Genomic DNA, 18380 nt, shown 5'->3' on the forward strand with positions numbered 1-18380 from the left:
CCGGTGGTGTGGTTGCGGGGAACCAATGGGTCTACAGTGGCGAATACACAGCCCTACGAGCGGCGCGAAGATCTCGCGTCGCACATGCTCCAGGAGCGCGCAATGGCACCCGCCACGGCAGGATATTTTCGTCGGCTGACTCGAAGGCTCACCGAGGACCTCGAGCAGCTGGACGCCGAGGAAATGGCCGAGACGTCTCAGGCGTCCGGCGCACAACGTGCCTGCGACTGCAGCCGCGGTGAAGAGGTCACCATGCTGGGACGGCTCCGCAGTGTCGAAGCCTGTCCGAAGTCCGGAAACGCCAGCATCGAGGCGGAATTCTTCGACGGCACGGAACAGATCAAGTTGGTGTGGATCGGGCGGCGGCGCATCCCGGGTATCGAGCCGGGCAAGACCCTGCTCGTGCGTGGACGCGTCGGTGAGCGCGACGGCCAGAAGGTGATCTTCAACCCGTATTACGAGCTGCGCGGCGACTCGTAGGGTCCGCCTCGTGTGGCACTCTCGTTGAGTGACCGAAACGAAGCAGCAATCCATACTCGACCAGCTCGGTGGTATCAGCGGGCTGATCTATTCGACTCTGCCCATCCTGGTCTTCGTTCCGGTCAACGGTGTGTGGGGTCTGGGCCCGGCGATCTGGGCGGCGCTCGGCGTCGCCGTCGCCATTCTCGTCTGGCGTCTCATCCGCCACAGCCCCATTCAGCCCGCGGTGTCCGGGTTCTTCGGTGTGGGTATCTCCGCGTTCATCGCCTACCGCACCGGCGATGCCAAGGGGTACTTCCTGTTCGGCATCTACACGAGCCTCGCGTACGGGGCGGTCTTCCTGATCTCGATTCTGGTGCGCCGGCCGCTCGTCGGCCTGATCTGGGGCTTCCTCAACGGCCACGGCAATCTCTGGCGGCACCATCGCGGCGCGGTGCGCGCCTACGACGTGGCCACCACCGCCTGGGCGCTGGTGTTCGCGGCCCGATACCTCGTGCAGTCGCAACTCTACGATTCGGACCAGACCGGCTGGCTCGCGTTCGCCCGCATCGCGATGGGCTGGCCGCTGGCCGGATTGGCTCTCCTGGTGACGATCTGGGCCGTGCGCCGAGCAGACCGGATCGTCGAACCGGGGCCGGCCGAGGCCACGGGCGTACCGACCGACGATACGGAAGCGGGCGGCCCCCGGGAGGAAACCGACCGCCCCTGAGTGCGGTCCCCTACCCGGGCCGTCTGAGCGCTGACCGATTGTGCCGGAGAAGAATTCGGCGCTGCTGGCGCCGGGCGGCTACGAGAGCCCGACCGCCGCGCGCAGGTCGTCCTCGACGTCCACCCCGGCGACGAACAGCAGCTCGTCACCGCCCTCGAGCGGATCGTCCTGCTGCGGCACGATGACTCGTCCACCGCGCAGGATGGTCACCAGGGCGGCGTCGCGGGGCAATTGCAGTTTGCGGACCGGTTTCCCGGCGAGCGGCGTGTTGTCGGGCAGCGTGACCTCGACGAGGTTGGCCTGCCCCTGGCGCAGCGTCATCAGCCGCACGAGATCGCCTACCGACACCGCCTCCTCCACCAGCGAGGCGAGCATCCGGGGGGTGGACACGGCGACGTCGACGCCCCAGGACTCGTCGAACAACCACTCGTTGCGCGGATCGTTGACGCGGGCAACCACACGGCTGACCCCGAACTCGGTCTTCGCGAGGAGGCTGAGGACGAGGTTGGCCTTGTCGTCACCGGTGGCCGCGATCACGACCTCGTAGGTTTCCAGGGAGGCCGTCTCGAGGCTGCTCAGCTCGCACGCGTCGGCGTGGACCCAGGTCGCCTCGGGCACCGACTCCTGCTCGACGTGCTCGAGTTTGCGCTCGATCAGCATGACGTCGTGTTCGCTGCGGACCAGTTCGCGCGCGATCGAGCGTCCGACTGCGCCGGCTCCTGCGATTGCGACTCTCATCGATTGCTTCCGTTCGGGTGGTCGATCGTGAACATTCTCACTGCCGTCTCGGCTCGCTGCCGTCTCAATTGTCCGAAGGCGGGGGATTGCCCGCGAGTGCCACGGCCTCGGCCACCGTTCCCGACACGGCCGCGATGTAGACCTGGTCGTCGGCCTGGAACACCGTCTTGCGGTCCGGCAGGACGCCGGTGCCGAAGCGGATGATGAACGCGACCCGCGAATGGGTCGCCGCCTCCAGTTCGGCGACGGGCCTGCCGATCCAATCCTCGTGCAGGGACAACTCGGTGACCGCGACCGTTCCGGACGGGTCGCGCCACTTGGTGGTCTGGCTGTCGCGGGTGAGGGTGTGCAGGAACCGGTCCGTCGACCACGGGACGGTCGCGACGGTGGGGATCCCGAGCCGCTCGTACACGGCGGCGCGCTTCGCGTCGTAGATCCGTGCGACGACGCGTTCCACACCGAACGTCTCGCGGGCGACCCGCGCGGAAATGATGTTGGAGTTGTCGCCGGACGACACGGCGGCGAACGCCTCCGCACGCTCGATACCGGCCTTGACCAGCACGTCACGGTCGAAACCCATGCCGACGACGGTGTGTCCGGGGAAGTCGGGTTCGAGACGCAGGAACGCGGCGGGGTCGCGATCGATGACCGCGACCTCGTGGCCGATCCGGGTCAGCGAGCCGGCGAGGGATGAGCCGACCCGGCCGCATCCCATGATGACCACATACACCTTGTACTCCGTTTCTGGGCTCTGGTTTCACGTCTCGAGTACGTGCGTACCGAATCGAACCGTACAGTGCCCGGACGGAAGAGCAACCGGGACAGAGATCGCAATCCGGACACATTGGTGGGTGAGGGTCCAGGTTTTCTGCGGACGGCTTACGCTTTGGCAGTGTCAAAGCTCTCGACCGCCACAAAGCGGCTACTGCTAGGCAGACCCTTCCGGAGCGACAAGCTCGGGCACACGCTGCTTCCCAAGAGGATCGCCCTCCCCGTCTTCGCGTCCGACGCGATGTCGTCGGTGGCGTACGCCCCCGAGGAAATTTTCCTCGTGCTGTCGGTGGCGGGCATCTCCGCCTACGCCTACACCCCCTGGATCGGGCTCGCCGTCGCCGCCGTGATGGCGGTGGTGGTCGCCAGCTACCGGCAGAACGTGCACGCCTACCCGTCGGGCGGCGGCGACTACGAGGTCGCGACCGTCAACCTGGGTCCCACCGCCGGTCTGACCGTCGGCAGCGCCCTGCTGGTGGACTACGTGCTCACGGTGGCCGTCTCCATCTCGTCGGCGGCGTCCAACATCGGTTCCGCGGTCCCGTTCGTGGCCCAGCACAAGGTGCTGTTCGCGGTCGCGGCCATCGTTCTGCTGACCGCCATCAACCTGCGGGGCATCCGTGAATCCGGTGCCGCCTTCGCGATCCCGACGTACGCGTTCATCGCCGGCATGGCGCTGATGCTGCTGTGGGGGTTCGTCCAGATCTACGTGTTCGGCGACGACCTGCGCGCCGAATCGGCCGGTTTCCAGCTCGAGGCCGAGGATTCCCACCTGTACGGGATCGCCTTCGCGTTCCTGATCGCCCGGGCCTTTTCGTCGGGGTGTGCGGCGCTGACCGGTGTCGAGGCGATCAGCAACGGTGTTCCCGCGTTCCAGAAGCCCAAGTCCCGCAATGCGGCGACCACGCTACTGCTGCTCGGATCGATCGCCATCGCGTTGCTGATGGGCATCATCATCCTGGCTCAGAAGATCGGGATCGTGTACGCGCACAGCCCGGCCGAGCAGCTGATCGGCGCCCCGGCCGGCTATCACCAGAAGACGCTGATCGCGCAGATCGCCGAGACGGTGTTCGGCGGTTTCCCCATCGGGTTCTACTTCATCGCCATCGTGACGGCCCTGATCCTGGTGCTGGCTGCCAACACCGCGTTCAACGGATTCCCCGTGCTCGGCTCGATCCTCGCGCAGGACCGCTACCTGCCCCGTCAGCTGCACACCCGCGGCGACCGGCTGGCGTTCAGCAACGGCATCCTGTTCCTGTCCGGGGCGGCGATCGCGTTCGTCGTCCTGTTCGGCGCCGAGGTGACCAAGCTGATCCAGCTGTACATCGTCGGTGTGTTCGTCTCGTTCGTGCTGAGCCAGACGGGCATGATCCGGCACTGGACCCGGCACCTGAAGAGCGAGAACGACCCCGCTTCGCGCCGGCGGATGCAGCGCTCCCGAGTGATCAACTCCATCGGCCTCGTCATGACCGGCGCCGTCCTGATCATCGTGCTCATCACGAAGTTCGCGGCGGGCGCCTGGATCGCGATCGTGGCCATGGTCGCGATCTTCGTCGTGATGAAGATGATCCGGAAGCATTACGACAGCGTCGCGAGGGAACTCGAGGAGCAGGAATGGGACGGGGTGCTGCCCAGCCGCACGCACTCCATCGTCCTGGTCTCCAAGCTGCACATGCCGACGATGCGCGCGCTGGCCTACGCCCGGGCGACACGGCCGGACACGCTCGAGGCGATCACCGTCAACGTCGACGAACCCGACACCCGGGCACTGGTGCGCCAGTGGGAGAAGAGTGACATCGCGGTGCCGCTCAAGGTGATCGAGTCGCCGTACCGCGAGATCACCAAACCCGTGCTCGACTACGTGCGCCGCGTCCGGAAGGACTCGCCGCGGGACGTCGTCACCGTGTTCATTCCCGAGTACGTGGTGGGGCACTGGTGGGAGCAGATCCTGCACAACCAGAGTGCGCTGCGGCTCAAGAGCCGTCTGCTGTTCCAGCCGGGTGTGATGGTCACCAGCGTTCCGTGGCAGCTGAACTCGTCCGAGAAGGCGAAGACACTGAACATCGAATACACGGCCGGGGCCTCGCGCCGCGGCTACGAACCCGACGACAAGTGACGGACGAGAAGCGTTGAGTGAGAACTGGTCGGACCGCCACCTCGAGCTGCGGCTGGGAAATCCCGGGCACGGCGGTTTCGTCGTCGCCCGCCACGAGGGCCGGGTGGTCTTCGTCCGGCACGGGCTGCCGGGTGAGCGGGTGATCGCCCGGGTCACCGAGGACCGCGGCGGGTCGTACTGCCGGGCCGACGCGGTCGAGATCCTCGACGCGTCCCCGGAGCGGGTCGCCCCGGTGTGCCCGGTGTCGGGTCCGGGCGGCGCGGGCTGCTGCGACTTCTCGCACGCGAGCCTGCACCTGCAGCGGGACATGAAGTCGCAGGTCGTGTCGGAGCAGCTGGTGCGGCTCGCGCGGGTGCAGCGGGACGTGGACGTCGAGGAACTGCCCGGCACGGGGGACGGCACCGGCTGGCGCACCCGGGTGCGGCTGGCCGTCGACCCGGACGGCCGTCCCGGCTATCACCGGCACCGCAGTTCCGGGATCGTCACGGACCTCGCGTGCCCGCAGATCGAGGCCGCCGCCTACGACGGTGTGGGCGAACATGATTGGAAGCCCGGCAGCGAGGTGCAGATCGTTCTCGACGGCGCAGGGGAGCGGCACGTGGTCGAGATCGCGCCGCCGAAGGTGTCGCGGACCGGCCGCACGAGTCCCGGCCGGCGCGGTGCCATGGCGCGGCGGGCCGCAGGCGGTGCACCGCGCGCGGAGCGGGTCGTCGTGGGATCGGGCCGCCCGGTCGAGCGGGTACGTGACAGGGAATGGGAACTGGCCGCCACCGGGTTCTGGCAGGCGCACCGCGGGGCCGCCGAGGCGTATTCGGCGGTGGTCTCCGAATGGGCCGGGCTGTCCGCGGGTGCGACGGCATGGGACCTGTACGGGGGGGTGGGGGTGTTCGCCGCCGCCCTCGCCGCGGGTGCCGGGTCTTCGGGGCACATCGATTCCGTGGAGGCCGCGCGCCAGGCCGTGACGGACGGGAAGGCCGCGCTCTCCGACCTCCCGCAGGTGCGCTTCCACGCCGACCGGGTCGAGCGCGCGATCGGCGGGTTGGCCTCCCCGCCACGGGTCGTGGTGCTCGATCCGCCGCGCGCGGGTGCAGGGCGTGAGGTGATCGAAGAGGTCTCCGCCGCCGGCGCGGAACGAGTCGTGCACGTGGGATGCGACCCGGCGTCGTTCGCTCGCGACATCGGGCTGTACCTTGCGCAGGGATATCATGTCGACGAGTTGCGCGCGTTCGACGCGTTCCCTCTCACCCACCACGTGGAGTGCATCGCGTTGCTCACGCGCTGACGAAGTTCTTTACCGAACGCAACAATACGTATAGTCGAGCGTCTACGTAGATCTCATACTATCTACCACTGGTGTGGCGTTTGTTGGAGATGTACGTGTGTCACGGCTACCCGCATCGTCTTGCGGTGGTGTGGGTTTGACCGTGTCCCACACCGACGCTTGGGGTGCAGGAACATATCTGTTCGGAGTCACCCCCGCCCGAGGTGTCACAGTGGGCAGGCTGCGGCGGACCCGGCGGTGCCGCGGTCTGCTCGGTGTCGGACTGGTCTTGCCCCGGGATGGCCGTACCGGCGCGTGCTCGGCGACCCGGATCGCGGGCATCTGCCCCCGCCGCCGGGTGACCTTGGTTTTGCCGAGCAGGGCGCGTTTGGCCAGGTTGACCCCGGCGATGTGGTCGCGGTTGCCGCCGACCAGGCAACCCGAACACCACGCACTGTGGTAGCCGCCGGGTCGTGCCAGTGGTGCGTCGCAGCCCGGACACAGTGCGGAGGATCCGCGGGCCGGCACCGACACCACCGCGATTCCCACCCCCGGCGGTGTGGGCGAGTGAGGTGACCGCCTTTCGGCGGGCGGACTGCGCGGCCCGATTGTTGTTGACCCGGCCGTGTCCGCGGGTCTCGAGGGTGCTGAGGTCTTCCACCGCGATCACCTGCGCGCCCGCCGCGGTGGCGTAGTCGGTGACCTGGCGGGCGAAGTGAAATCCCAGCTCCCGATTGATCCTGCCCCGTTTGACGCCCACCGCAGTCCGGTGCTCGTTGAGGACGGCGATCTTCTCCTCCAGTCGGGCGCGGACCTCGGGTTCGGCGTTGGTGGCGAGCTGCGTCAACCGGGCCGCCTTGCGGTGCAGCATCTGGCCTTCGGTCTGTAACGGGCCAGTTTGGTCCCGAGGCCGCGGTCGTCGTAGGTGAAGCCCCGAAAGTCCGAGGACAGCCCCTCCGGGGTTTCGGTGGTGATGGCGGCGGCACCCAGGGTGGACGGTGACCAATCGACCCCGACCGCGACGGTCGCGGATCCCAGCTCACAGTCGGGGACGAGGTCGGTCGCCGCGCACCGCCACAACAAACCTTTCCGGTCGAGGGCCAGGGTCGGCAGGTGCCAGTCGGTGATCGCCCGGCCGTGCAGGTGCGCGGGGATGGTGGCGGTCAGCCGGACCCGCCGCCACTGCGCCCGCCCCGCCGGGGCCGGGCAGGTGGGCAGCTTCACCGTCAACACCAGCTCGTCACCGGTGACGGTGATCTGCGCGAGCTGCCGATCGGCAGGAGAGAGTCGGGCCATCGCGTTCGTCTGCGGTGGTCCCTGGATGTCGGTGATCCGCAACCGGCCGGCCAGTGCCCCGCTGTCGGTGCGACGGGCGCGTGCGAGGATTTGGCGCCGCACCCCCCGGGCGAAACCCAATGGCACCCAGTCACCCGGTTCGGTCGGCGCCGCCAGAGTGCCCGTGGCCGGATCGAACCGCTCAGACAGCGCCGCGATCGCGGCATCCCGGAAGGCCAGGGTCCGCAAGGTCGCCACCACCTGCGCCGTCACCACCCGGGTCACCCGCGACGGCACGTAGACCCCGTCCGGGTAGTGCGGATTCCAGCCGAGGCGGGCCGCGGCGACATGCCCATGCACCGGCAGCCTGCGGTCCTGGTGGTCCAGGCCGGCGGCGAGCACGTCGAACGTGACCGGATGCCAGACCCGCGCCACCAACTCGGTGCCGGCCGCCGCGATCAGGTCCAGCAGCCACCCCACCCGGGTATCGACGTCGTCAAGACCAATCGACTCGCCGGTCACGTCGTCGACCGCCACGTGGGCGCGGGTGGTGAACGCGAACTGCCGCGGCGCAGTCGCTCCCGGCCCGGTCATGCCGGCCGACCCGGCGCCAGGAACAACCCGAATCAACCCGGGCTCATCCCTCTCCCGAGAAGAACCGCCATCGCCCGACAAGCTCATCGATCACCCCCTTCCCGACGGTCTGCTGCCCCACCTCTCGCAGGGCCTCGACTCTAACGCCGACCACCGACAAGTACCGCTCGATCCGCGCCACCGGCGAACCGGGGCAATCGATCCCACCACACCACACCACCGGGTAGCGGCCCTCGGGGCCCGTCGACGAGCATCCGCCCGCGCCCCGCCCGCGCCCCGCCCGCTGCTCCCCGGGACACGAACCGCGATCCTCCCCAATAGATACCTCCGCCCTCTCGGGAGTCGCTCCCGCACAACCCGATACAGTTCTGCCCAGATCGGCGCCCGGTCCGCGAGGCCACAGAGTCGGGGACCCGAACCCGCGCGCCGAGAAAGCAACCGGCCCTCCGTCGGCGACCGTGCGCACCCCAACGACCGGCACTCCACGAATTCCGCAGTCACCAGTTCGCGGTGGCAGACAGTGCCAGAAACCGATAGCGAGTATTAGATACATTGGCAACAGATGAGAGCCTGCAGGTAGTGGGTGTTCGGGACGGGGACAGGATGTCGGTACAGGCAGATACTGCGCAAGCGCTCGTCGATGCGGTGTTCGCGCTCGGGCGGTCGTTGCGGGCGGTCGTCTCCGCGAGCGGCGAGACCCCGATCGCGCCCGCACTGACGAGCGTGCTCTTCGTGCTCGCCGCGCGAGGGGAGTGCCGCCAGAACGAACTGGCCGCCGACCTGTGCGTGAGCCAGTCCTCGCTGAGCAGGCAGATTTCCGAACTCGTCGACGCGGGATATGTTTCCCGCGCCGCCGATCCCGACGACAAGCGGGCATCCCGCATCCGGGTGTCGCCGAGCGGGATGGACATTCTCGCCGAGACGACCGCACGCCGGGCAGAACGGCTGCGCGGCATGCTCGAGGACTGGTCGCAGGAACAGGCACTGGCGGCGGTGACGTCGCTGACCCAGCTCACGGACACGTTCGCCGCCTCGGTGCAGCAGCGCGGCCCCCGGCCCTAGATCAGCCGCCACCGCACGCGCACGTCCACCCGCGTCGGCTTCTCACCACGTTCGATCGCGATCGCGGCGTCGGCTGCCGCGAACGCCTTCGCGACCGGTCGCGGGGACACGTCACCGACGTCGACCTCCGCGATGTCGAGTACCTCGCCGAGTGTGCGCCCCGACAGCGAGGCATACTGCTCCGCCTTGGCGAGGGCATCGGCCCACGCCCGTTCCCGTGCGGTGACCGTCAGCGCGGCCGGATCGGAGAAGTCGAATTCGAGTCCGCCGAGGCGGATGTCGTCACCACCCGCACCCACGCAGGCGGCGACCACGTGCGCCGGCGACGGCGCCCCGGCCGCACGGACCGTGATCTGCAGCGTCGTCTCCGCCGTGTAGCCCGTCACCTCGCTGCCCCGGCCCTCGGTCCACGTGGTCTCGGAGTGCACGGACAGCCCGGTGGTCGCGAGGTCGGGTCCCGAGACGCCGTACCCGCGCAAGGTGTCGGTGACCGCGGTGCCTGCCCGGGCGACGGCCTCGAACGCGTCGGCCACCGCGGGACGCGTCGCCGTCACGGTGACGGCGACGCGGACGAGATCCGGAACCGCGGAGACGATTCCGGATCCGCGCACCGTCACCGCATGCTCGGCGGGATCGGACACCGGCACCGTCACGACTTACGGTTGTACAGGCGCATCGTCAGCGGTCCGAAGATCACGATGAACCCGGCGCACCACCCGAACACGACGGCGAGATCCGCCATCTCCATCGTCCCGGCCATGAGCCCGCGAATGGACGTCACCAGCTTGCTGATCGGGTTGACACCGACGAACGCCTGAAGCCAGCCCGGCATGGTCGCGGGGTCGACGAAGATGTTGCTGGCGAACGTCAGCGGGAACAGGATGAACATCGACACCCCCATGACCGCCTGCTCGGTGCGCATGAGCATCGCGAACATCGTCCAGATCCACGACAGGCTGAACGAGAACAACAGCAGCAGTCCGATCGACGCCACGACACCGACGAGCCCGCCGTCCGGGCGGAACCCCAGGACCAGCCCGAGGATCAGGACGATGATCGACGCGATCGTGTAGCGGACGACGTCACCGAGCAGCGCTCCGACGAGAGGTGACGGACGCCAGATCGGGAGCGAGCGGAAGCGGTCGAAGACACCCTTCTCGATGTCCTTGTTGAGCGTCAGGCCGGTGTACATGGTGATCATGACGACGGTCTGCACGAGGATGCCCGGCAGCAGGAACTGCACGTAGGCGCTGGTCGATCCGGCCAGCGCACCCCCGAACAGATACGTGAACATCAGCGTGAACATGATCGGGAACATCGTCACGTCGAACAGTTGCTCGGGGACGTGTTTGATCTTGAGCAGGGCCCGCCACCCGAACGACAGCGACGTCGACAACGCGGTGGGTCGCGCGGGCCTCGGGCCGGGCATCTTCAGGACGTCGGCGACAGCGGCTGCGGTGTCGGCGGTCCGGTCGGTGGTAGAGGTCATGCGTGCTCCTCGGTGGGTCGGCCGGTGAGGGAGAGGAAGACTTCGTCGAGGCTCGGCTGCCCCAATGCGAATGTGCTGACGGCGATTCCGGCGTCGTCGAGGGCGGGCAGCGCCCGCGAGACCCGCGCCGGGTCGTCGATACGGGCGGTGAGGGCGGCCGGATCGGCTTCCTCGGTGACCGGCACCTCGAGCACGTCCCGCAGCAGCGCCGCCGCCGCCGGGCGGGTGGCGATGTCGGTGACCCGCACGTGCAGCGCACCCGATCCGACGGAGGCCTTGAGTTCGCCGGTGGTGCCCTCGGCGATCACCTTGCCGTGGTCGATGACGGCCACCCGGTCGGCGAGTTGGTCGGCCTCGTCGAGGTACTGGGTGGTCAGCAGTACCGTCGTTCCGCCGGCCACCAGTGCGCGGACGATCTCCCACACCTGATTGCGGCTGCGGGGGTCGAGACCGGTGGTCGGTTCGTCGAGGAAGATCATCTCCGGGGTGACGATGATGCTGGCCGCGATGTCGAGCCGTCGGCGCATGCCACCGGAGTAGTTCTTCACCTGCCGGTTGCCCGCCTCCTCCAGTCCGAACGCGGACAGCAACTGTTCGGATCGGGTGCGGGCCGCCGCGCGGGAGTACCCGTACAGCCGGCCGAGCAGCAGCAGATTCTCGCTGCCCGTCAGATCCTCGTCGAGCGAGGCGAACTGCCCGGTGAGGGAGACCTTGCCGCGCACGGCGTCCGGTTCGGTCGCGACGTCGTGTCCCAGCACGGTGGCGGTTCCACCGTCGAGGGGCAGCAGCGTGGCCAGCATCCGGATCGCGGTGGTCTTGCCCGCGCCGTTCGGGCCGAGGACGCCGTAGACGCCCCCGAGCGGAACGGCCAGATCCAGGCCGTCGACCGCGTGGGTGGATCCGAATGTCTTGACGAGTCCTGTCGTCTCGATGGCCAGCTTGGTCGCTGTGAGCATTGCACCCTGCTTTCGATTCGAGCATCGTCGGTTCAGAGCCCCAAGCCTGTCCGATTTTTCCGATTCGGGCAACGGGTTTTCCCGCGAGGGGTTCCCGCGAACCGGTCAGAGTCCGCCGCCCTGACGCAGCAGCGCCCGCAGCATCACGTCGAGTTGCTCGTAGGCGCCCGACGCGAGACGTTCGAGCAGTGCCAGCTTCAGTTTCGGTTCCTCCGAAGCCATTTCGACGTAGCGCTCGGTGGTCAGCACCGCGGCCGTCACCTCGGTGTCGGCGCGGACGTCGTTGAGGAAACGGGAGTCGAGCATCATCGTCATCTCCCCGAAGCTCATCCCGGCCGACAACGTCATGATCCGGTGCACCGCACCCGCATCGTCGCTGATCGTGGTGCTGACAGTGCCGGACAGGATGAGGAACAGCCCGGCCGCGCGGTCACCCCGATGGATGACGAGGTCACCGCGGGCATACGTGCGGGTGACGAGGTCGCGGGTGAACCGTTCGAGTTGCTTCGCGGTGAGCTTGGACAGCATGGGGTGCTCGGCGATCGTGACGGACGAGGCTTGACGGGCCGTGCTGCAATGCCGGTCGAGCAGGATGTCCTCACACCACTGCACGGCCGCGTCCAGGTCGGCGAACACCCGGCCGGCCCTCCCCGACAGGTCGGAGCGGGTGTTGCCGAGCAGACCGGCCGGGTCGACGAACGCCAACGCGCACCCGCATTCACCGAGGTCTGCCCGCAGGGTCTCGAACATCCGGCGGGCGACCCCGCTGACGTCGTCGACGCGCCGGACGTCGATCACCACCGCCTCCAGGTCCTCCTCGACGCCGCCGATCTCGCGGACCGCGCTCTCCGCGCCGGCGAACAGCAGATCCCCGTGCAGTTCGTAGATCCGGCTGCGTTTGCCGACGTCGTCGAGGGCGGCGCGCTCGGCGGGGGACCGCCGCATCCGCGAGGGGGCGTCCGACACCGAGTACCGGGCACGGACCGCGGAACGGGCTGCCCGGGTGACGTGCAGGAAGTGCAGTTCCAACTCGTTCGACAGGGCCCGGCACGCCTCGACTCCGCGGACGCTGTTGCCGTGGGAGTCGAGACGCGGCGAATAGATCGCGATCCCGATCTGCCCGGGCAGGACGGCGAGCACGCCGCCCCCGACTCCGCTCTTGGCGGGCAGCCCGACCTCGTAGACCCATTTGCCCGCGCCGTCGTACATGCCGCACGTCGACATCACACTCAGGACCCGCTCGACCAGTGCCGGCTCGAGGACGGTCTCCCGGGTGACGGGATTGACGCCGTTGTTCGCCATCGTCGCCGCCATCAGACTCAGGTCGCGGCACGTCACGTCGATGGAGCACTGGCGGAAGTAGAGGTCGACGGCCTCGTCGGGGTCGCCGGTGACGATGTCGAACGAGCGCAGCATGTGGCCGATCGCCCGGTTGCGGTGCCCGCTCCGCGACTCCGACTCGTAGACCGACCGGTTGAACGTCAGGTCCCGCCCTGCGTACCGGGAGTACGTGGACCGGATCCGCTCGAACCGCGTCTCCAGGTCCGGACCGGCCACCAGCGACGTCGCGGTGATCGCCCCGGCGTTGATCATGGGGTTGCGGGGCCGCTCCGTCCGCGGGTCGAGGCTGATCTCGTTGAACGGTTCCCCGGACGGTTCGACGTCGATCTTCTCGGCGACGGCGGCGGAACCGCGATCGGCGAGTGCCAGAGCGTACGTGAACGGTTTCGAGATGGACTGGATCGTGAACGGCAGGCGGGTGTCGCCGACCTCGTACACGTAGCCGTCCACGGTCGCGACGCAGATGCCGAACGAGTCGGGTGCCACCGCGGCGAGCTCGGGAATGTAGTCGGCGAGCTGTCCGCCGCGGTTCTCCCGGGTCTCGGTGAAGACTTTTCCGATCAGCGCGTCCACGACGGTGCTCATGAGAAGACCCTAGAGCCTGTTCACGACGAAGTCGGGTGTTCCGCCGGGTCCGCCCGGCGACGCAATTGTGTGAAGCCGGTCACGGCCGTGGCCGGAATGCCCGAGGACGAAGCCGCACCACGGGGCCGCCGCGACCGGTACCGTGTGTCCCGCCCTTCCGTGGCTCCGTAGACTGGTTCCACTGTGACGTGACACGACGGCACGTGGCAGAGGCACGCAAGGCAGCGTGCATCACGGAGGGAGCGATCTCGTTGGGTGTTCTTGCCCGTATCCAGACGCCTGACGATCTTCGTCAGCTGAATCCGGCGGAGATGAAGCAGCTCGCCGCGGAGATTCGTGAGTTCCTCGTGCAGAAGGTCGCGGCGACCGGCGGGCATCTCGGCCCCAACCTGGGCGTCGTCGAACTGACCCTCGCGCTGCACCGCATCTTCGAGTCGCCCGCCGACCCGATCGTCTTCGACACGGGGCACCAGGCGTACGTCCACAAGATCCTCACCGGCCGCAAGGACGATTTCGACTCGCTCCGCAAGCAGGGCGGCCTGTCCGGGTACCCGTGCCGGGCGGAGAGCGATCACGACTGGGTCGAGTCGTCCCACGCGTCGGCGGCGCTGTCGTACGCCGATGGTCTCGCGAAGGCCTTCGAACTGACCGGGCAGGCCCGGCACGTCGTCGCCGTCGTCGGTGACGGCGCCCTGACCGGCGGCATGTGCTGGGAGGCGCTGAACAACATCGCCGCAGGCAAGGACCGCTCGGTGGTCATCGTCGTCAACGACAACGGCCGCTCGTACGCGCCGACCATCGGTGGTCTCGCCGACCACCTCGCCGCCCTCCGGCTCCAGCCGGGATACGAGCGCATCCTCGACAGCGGCCGGCGGATGGTGAAGAAGCTGCCGTGGGTCGGACGCACCGCCTACTCGGTCCTGCACGGCATGAAGGCGGGCCTCAAGGACGCCGTCGCCCCGCAGGTGATGTTCACGGACCTGGGCATCAAGTATCTCGGACCGGTCGACGGCCACGACGAGGCCGCGCTCGAATCCGCGCTGCGCCGCGCGAAGGCGTTCGGCGGACCGGTCATCGTCCACGCCGTCACCCGCAAGGGCATGGGCTACGCGCCCGCCGAGAACCATGTGGCCGATCAGATGCACTCGACCGGCGTCATCGACCCGGTCACCGGCAAATCGGCCGGATCGGCGTCCGCCGACTGGACGTCGGTATTCTCCGCCGAGCTGATCGAGCAGGCGAGCCACCGGCAGGACATCGTGGCGATCACCGCCGCCATGGCGGGCCCGACCGGTCTCGCCGCGTTCGGCGAGAAGTACCCCGACCGCATGTTCGACGTCGGGATCGCCGAGCAGCACGCCGTCACGTCGGCCGCAGGCCTGGCGCTCGGCGGCCTGCACCCGGTGGTCGCCGTCTACTCGACGTTCCTCAACCGTGCCTTCGACCAGTTGCTGATGGACGTGGCCCTGCTGAAGCTGCCCGTCACCCTCGTCCTCGACCGCGCGGGTATCACCGGCAGCGACGGCGCCAGCCACAACGGCATGTGGGACATGTCGCTGCTGGGCATCGTGCCGGGGATGCGGGTCGCGGCTCCCCGCGACACCGCCACCCTGCGGGAGGAACTGGGCGAGGCGCTGGCCGTCGACGACGGTCCGACCGCGCTCCGCTTCCCGAAGGGCACAGTCGGTGACGACGTGCCCGCCGTGAGCAGGCTCGACGGCGTCGTCGACATCCTGCGCGCCCCCTCCGGGCGCAACGACGTGCTCATCGTGTCGGTCGGCGCATTCGCCGGCCTCGCGCTCGCAGCCGCCGAACGTCTGGAACAGCAGGGCATCTCGGCGACCGTCGTCGACCCGCGGTGGGTGCTGCCGGTCCCGGAGTCGCTGCTGAAGCTCGCCGAGGACTACACGATGGTGGTCACCGTCGAGGACAGCGGACTGCACGGCGGTGTCGGTTCCACCGTGTCCGCCGCGCTGCGGTCGGCCGGGGTCGACGTGCCCTGTCGTGATCTCGGTGTTCCGCAGCGGTTCCTCGACCACGCGTCCCGCGCGCAGATTCATGCCGAGCTGGGACTCACGGCGCAGGACGTCGCCCGGCAGATCACCGGATGGTTCGCCGGCCTCGGCAACCTGCGCTCCGGGCAGAACGGTGTCGTCGCCGGCCTCGACTCACAGCGCGCGGAGAACACCGGCCAGTAGACCGACCGCCCCACACGAGAAATCCGGCCGAATCACGGTGTGATTCGGCCGGATCTGTCAGTAGTGGGCACCGCTCAGGTGTGCATCTCCTCGAGTTCCATGCCCTTCGTCTCCCGGACCTTCAACCGGACGAAGAAGTAGGACAGCAATGCGAAGAACGCGAACAGCCCGTACAGGAACCACAACCCGACCGAGCGGGTGAGCGGCGGGAACGACAGCGTGACCGTGAAGTTCGCGATCCAGTTCGCCGCCGTGCTGATGCCGAGGGCGTAGGCGCGCATGTTGTTGGGGAACATCTCGCCCAGCATCACCCACATGACCGGGCCCCAGGTGGCGGCGAAGAAGATCACGAACAGGTTGGCGCCGATCAGCGCGAGCGCTCCCCACGGGCTGGGGAGCGCCACGTCGTCGCCGCTGCCGGTAGCCTGGGAGAAGGCGATAGCAGCGAGGAGCAGGCTCACGAACATGCCGAGTGAGCCCACCTCGAGCAGGATCTTCCGGCCGATCCGGTCGACGAACAGGATGGCGACGAACGTCATGCCCACGTTGATGATCGCGGTGATCACCGACGTGGTGAACGACTCGTTCTCGGTGAAACCCACCGACTTCCACAGCGTCGTGGAGTAGTAGAAGATCGCGTTGATACCCACGAACTGCTGGAAGACGGCCATGAAGATGCCGACCCAGACGAGTGGCTGCAGCCCGAACTTCGGGCCGCGAATATCGTCGAACGACGCCGTCGACTCGTGGCGGAGGGTCAGCCGGATCTCGGAGACGCGTTCCTGCGGGTCGACCTCGCCGGTGATGTTCGCGAGGACGTCGGCGGCCTCCTGATCGAGGTGCTTGCCCACCAGGTATCGCGGCGACTCGGGGATCATCAGGGCGAGAACGCCGTACACGACCGCGGGAATCACGCCGACGAGGAACATCCAGCGCCACGCCTCGAGGTTGAGCCACAGCTCTTCGGACGCGCCGCCCGCCGCATTCTGCAGCACCGCGTCCGACAGCAGCGCGGCGAAGATGCCGAGAGTGATGGCCAGTTGCTGCAGCGACGCCAGCGCGCCGCGGTAACGGGCAGGCGCGATCTCCGAGATGTACGTGGGCGCAATGACCGACGCGATACCGATGCCCAGACCGCCGAGGACGCGCCACACCATCAGGTCCGGGACGCTGAACGCGAGACCGGACCCGAACGAGGACACCACGAACAGCACCGAGCCGAGCAGCATCACTTTCTTGCGGCCCCAGCGGTCCGCGAGGCGGCCCGCAAACCACGCGCCCACAGCACATCCGAGCAGCGCGATCGCCACTGCGAAGCCGGTGAAGAACGACCCCAGCTCGAAGTGGTCCTGGATGGAGTCGACGGCGCCGTTGATGACGGAGCTGTCGAAACCGAAGAGAAACCCACCCACCGCGGCGGCGACGGTGACGCCGATGACCTTCGCGGTGTGTCTTTCGGACATCTGCGTCATCGCATACCTGCTTTCGACGAGCGTTCCTGATGCGGGCACAAGCGAACTAGGTGTCCCGCAATACGCTACGCCCGACACCGCCTCTCGGGCGGGAGTTCAGGCACCCGCTTTCTTCGCGGCCTCGCTGAGCTGAGGCGTCAGCTTGTCCAGAACCCACGGTGTCGCGAGGACGCTGGTCTGGCTGAGCCCCGAGATGATCTTCGTGTCCGACAGCGCGACCGCGGTACCGCGGCCGATGGCACCGAGATTCGCGTACGCCGGGTTCGCCGCGACGGCGGTGTTCTCCGGGACGAATGCGACGACGACGTCGGCGTCCACGTCGGAGATGTTCTCCACGGAGATGTCGGCGAAGAACTTGTCGGGGTCGTTCGACGCGGCCAGCTTCTGCACGCCGGGGGACACGGTGAAGCCGAGCTCGGTCAGCACCTGGACGCGGGGATCGGAGGGCATGTACACGTTGACGGTCGCGGCGTCGGTGTCGAAATTGATGACCGAGATCGTCTTGCCTGCGAACTCGGGATGCGCGGTGGCGGTCCGGGCGAGGGTGTCGTCGAGACCGGCCACGAGCTGCTCGGCCTCGGCGCTCTTGCCGAGTGCCTGTCCGACCAGGGTGGTCTGGTCCTGCCACGTGGTCTGCCACGCCTTGTCCGGGTACGCCACGGTGGGGGCGATTCCCGACAGCTTCTCGTACGTCGCCTCGTCGAATCCCTCGTACGGGGCGAGGACCGCATCGGGCGCCAGCGCGGCGACGCCCTCGATGGGGGTGGACGTGGCCGCGTCGAGCAACGTGGTCGCGGACGGGTCGAATCGATCCTGCAGCCAGGGCATCACGCCGTTCGCCTCGGCGCCGTACGTGTATTTCGGCATGCCGACCGGTGTCTGGCCGAGTGCGTAGACGACGTCCTGGGCATTCCATCCGAGGGTGACGATGCGTTCGGGTGCCGCGTCGAGGGTGGTCGATCCGAACGTGTTGTCGATGGTGACCGGGAATCCCTCACCGGACGCTTCTGCGGCGCCTCCGCCGTCGCCGGACGAGCACGCGGCGAGGAAGAGGGGCGAACTGGCCACGGCGAGTGCGACGGCGAGCTGACGTCTGGCGGTGGGTGCGAACACGGCAAGGACTCCTTCGGGACGAAAACAGAAGGTAAGCCTAACCTAGAGTCGGGCGCTCGTTCGGCGGACGTCGCCACTTCGAATCACCGTGATTGGAACTCCCGGGCCCGCCTCCGACTGGCGCATTACCGGAACCTCGCCGGGTTCGCGCTGGTGAGGCGAGTCGCCGCGGGCGCGGACCCGGCCGATTCGCCGAGGTGTCCGGGGCAGGTGTCCGCCA

Annotated in this window: 14 protein-coding genes and 1 pseudogene; 6 read left to right on the forward strand and 9 right to left on the reverse strand. The window is 68.3% G+C overall.

The annotated features are described in order from the left end of the window. Positions 1-102 precede the first annotated feature (102 nt). Both I1A62_RS44110 and I1A62_RS44115 read left to right on the forward strand, forming a co-directional pair. Complete coding sequence (locus I1A62_RS44110) at positions 103-480, forward strand: OB-fold nucleic acid binding domain-containing protein (protein WP_043825920.1); 378 nt, start codon at positions 103-105, stop codon at positions 478-480. A gap of 28 nt (positions 481-508) precedes the next feature. Further along, complete coding sequence (locus I1A62_RS44115) at positions 509-1189, forward strand: DUF3159 domain-containing protein (RefSeq protein WP_219458180.1); 681 nt, start codon at positions 509-511, stop codon at positions 1187-1189. A gap of 78 nt (positions 1190-1267) precedes the next feature. Here the strand turns inward: I1A62_RS44115 and I1A62_RS44120 are convergent, their stop codons facing one another. Both I1A62_RS44120 and I1A62_RS44125 read right to left on the reverse strand, forming a co-directional pair. Then, positions 1268-1927 (reverse strand): TrkA family potassium uptake protein, encoded by a 660-nt coding sequence (locus tag I1A62_RS44120; RefSeq protein ID WP_124392938.1) that lies wholly within the window; start codon positions 1925-1927, stop codon positions 1268-1270. A gap of 64 nt (positions 1928-1991) precedes the next feature. After that, on the reverse strand, positions 1992-2657 hold the full coding sequence (locus I1A62_RS44125) for a TrkA family potassium uptake protein (protein ID WP_072942332.1): 666 nt from the start codon (positions 2655-2657) through the stop codon (positions 1992-1994). A gap of 162 nt (positions 2658-2819) precedes the next feature. Here I1A62_RS44125 and I1A62_RS44130 point away from each other — a divergent pair, with 162 nt between their 5' ends. After that, positions 2820-4814 carry an APC family permease gene (locus I1A62_RS44130; protein ID WP_219458181.1) on the forward strand — a complete coding sequence of 665 codons (1995 nt, stop codon included), beginning with the start codon at positions 2820-2822 and terminating at the stop codon, positions 4812-4814. Positions 4815-4827: 13 nt separating this feature from the next. Then, positions 4828-6096 carry a class I SAM-dependent RNA methyltransferase gene (locus I1A62_RS44135; protein WP_219458182.1) on the forward strand — a complete coding sequence of 423 codons (1269 nt, stop codon included), beginning with the start codon at positions 4828-4830 and terminating at the stop codon, positions 6094-6096. Between the two features lie 42 nt (positions 6097-6138). Here I1A62_RS44135 and I1A62_RS44140 read toward each other — a convergent pair. Further along, a pseudogene (locus I1A62_RS44140) lies at positions 6139-7944 on the reverse strand (transposase). A gap of 603 nt (positions 7945-8547) precedes the next feature. Here I1A62_RS44140 and I1A62_RS44145 point away from each other — a divergent pair. Further along, the gene (locus I1A62_RS44145; RefSeq protein ID WP_124392942.1) at positions 8548-9006 is read left to right on the forward strand and encodes a MarR family winged helix-turn-helix transcriptional regulator; all 459 of its coding nucleotides are present in this window, start codon (positions 8548-8550) and stop codon (positions 9004-9006) included. Here I1A62_RS44145 and I1A62_RS44150 read toward each other — a convergent pair. From I1A62_RS44150 to glsA, 4 genes are all read right to left on the reverse strand, one after another. Further along, complete coding sequence (locus I1A62_RS44150) at positions 9003-9659, reverse strand: SIMPL domain-containing protein (RefSeq protein WP_219458183.1); 657 nt, start codon at positions 9657-9659, stop codon at positions 9003-9005. The two genes, I1A62_RS44145 and I1A62_RS44150, sit on opposite strands and share 4 nt — an antisense overlap. Further along, entirely contained in the window at positions 9656-10495 is an 840-nt protein-coding gene (locus tag I1A62_RS44155) for an ABC transporter permease (protein ID WP_219458184.1), read from the reverse strand. The genes I1A62_RS44150 and I1A62_RS44155 overlap by 4 nt, the downstream gene beginning before the upstream one ends. Beyond that, positions 10492-11451: an ATP-binding cassette domain-containing protein gene (locus I1A62_RS44160; RefSeq protein WP_206005124.1), complete on the reverse strand. Its 960-nt coding sequence runs from the start codon at positions 11449-11451 to the stop codon at positions 10492-10494. The genes I1A62_RS44155 and I1A62_RS44160 overlap by 4 nt, the downstream gene beginning before the upstream one ends. A gap of 105 nt (positions 11452-11556) precedes the next feature. Then, positions 11557-13377 (reverse strand): glutaminase A, encoded by a 1821-nt coding sequence (gene glsA, locus I1A62_RS44165; RefSeq protein ID WP_219458185.1) that lies wholly within the window; start codon positions 13375-13377, stop codon positions 11557-11559. A 251-nt stretch (positions 13378-13628) separates the two neighbouring features. Here glsA and dxs point away from each other — a divergent pair, with 251 nt between their 5' ends. Then, positions 13629-15575, forward strand: coding sequence for a 1-deoxy-D-xylulose-5-phosphate synthase (dxs, locus tag I1A62_RS44170; RefSeq protein ID WP_219461745.1), 1947 nt, complete (start codon positions 13629-13631; stop codon positions 15573-15575). Between the two features lie 74 nt (positions 15576-15649). Here the strand turns inward: dxs and I1A62_RS44175 are convergent, their stop codons facing one another. Then, positions 15650-17047: a sugar porter family MFS transporter gene (locus I1A62_RS44175; protein ID WP_124392947.1), complete on the reverse strand. Its 1398-nt coding sequence runs from the start codon at positions 17045-17047 to the stop codon at positions 15650-15652. A 96-nt stretch (positions 17048-17143) separates the two neighbouring features. Continuing rightward, the gene (locus tag I1A62_RS44180; RefSeq protein WP_219458186.1) at positions 17144-18160 is read right to left on the reverse strand and encodes an iron-siderophore ABC transporter substrate-binding protein; all 1017 of its coding nucleotides are present in this window, start codon (positions 18158-18160) and stop codon (positions 17144-17146) included. Positions 18161-18380: the final 220 nt, after the last annotated feature.

It is taken from the genome of Rhodococcus sp. USK10, from assembly GCF_019378875.1.
GTDB lineage: Bacteria > Actinomycetota > Actinomycetes > Mycobacteriales > Mycobacteriaceae > Rhodococcus_F > Rhodococcus_F pseudokoreensis.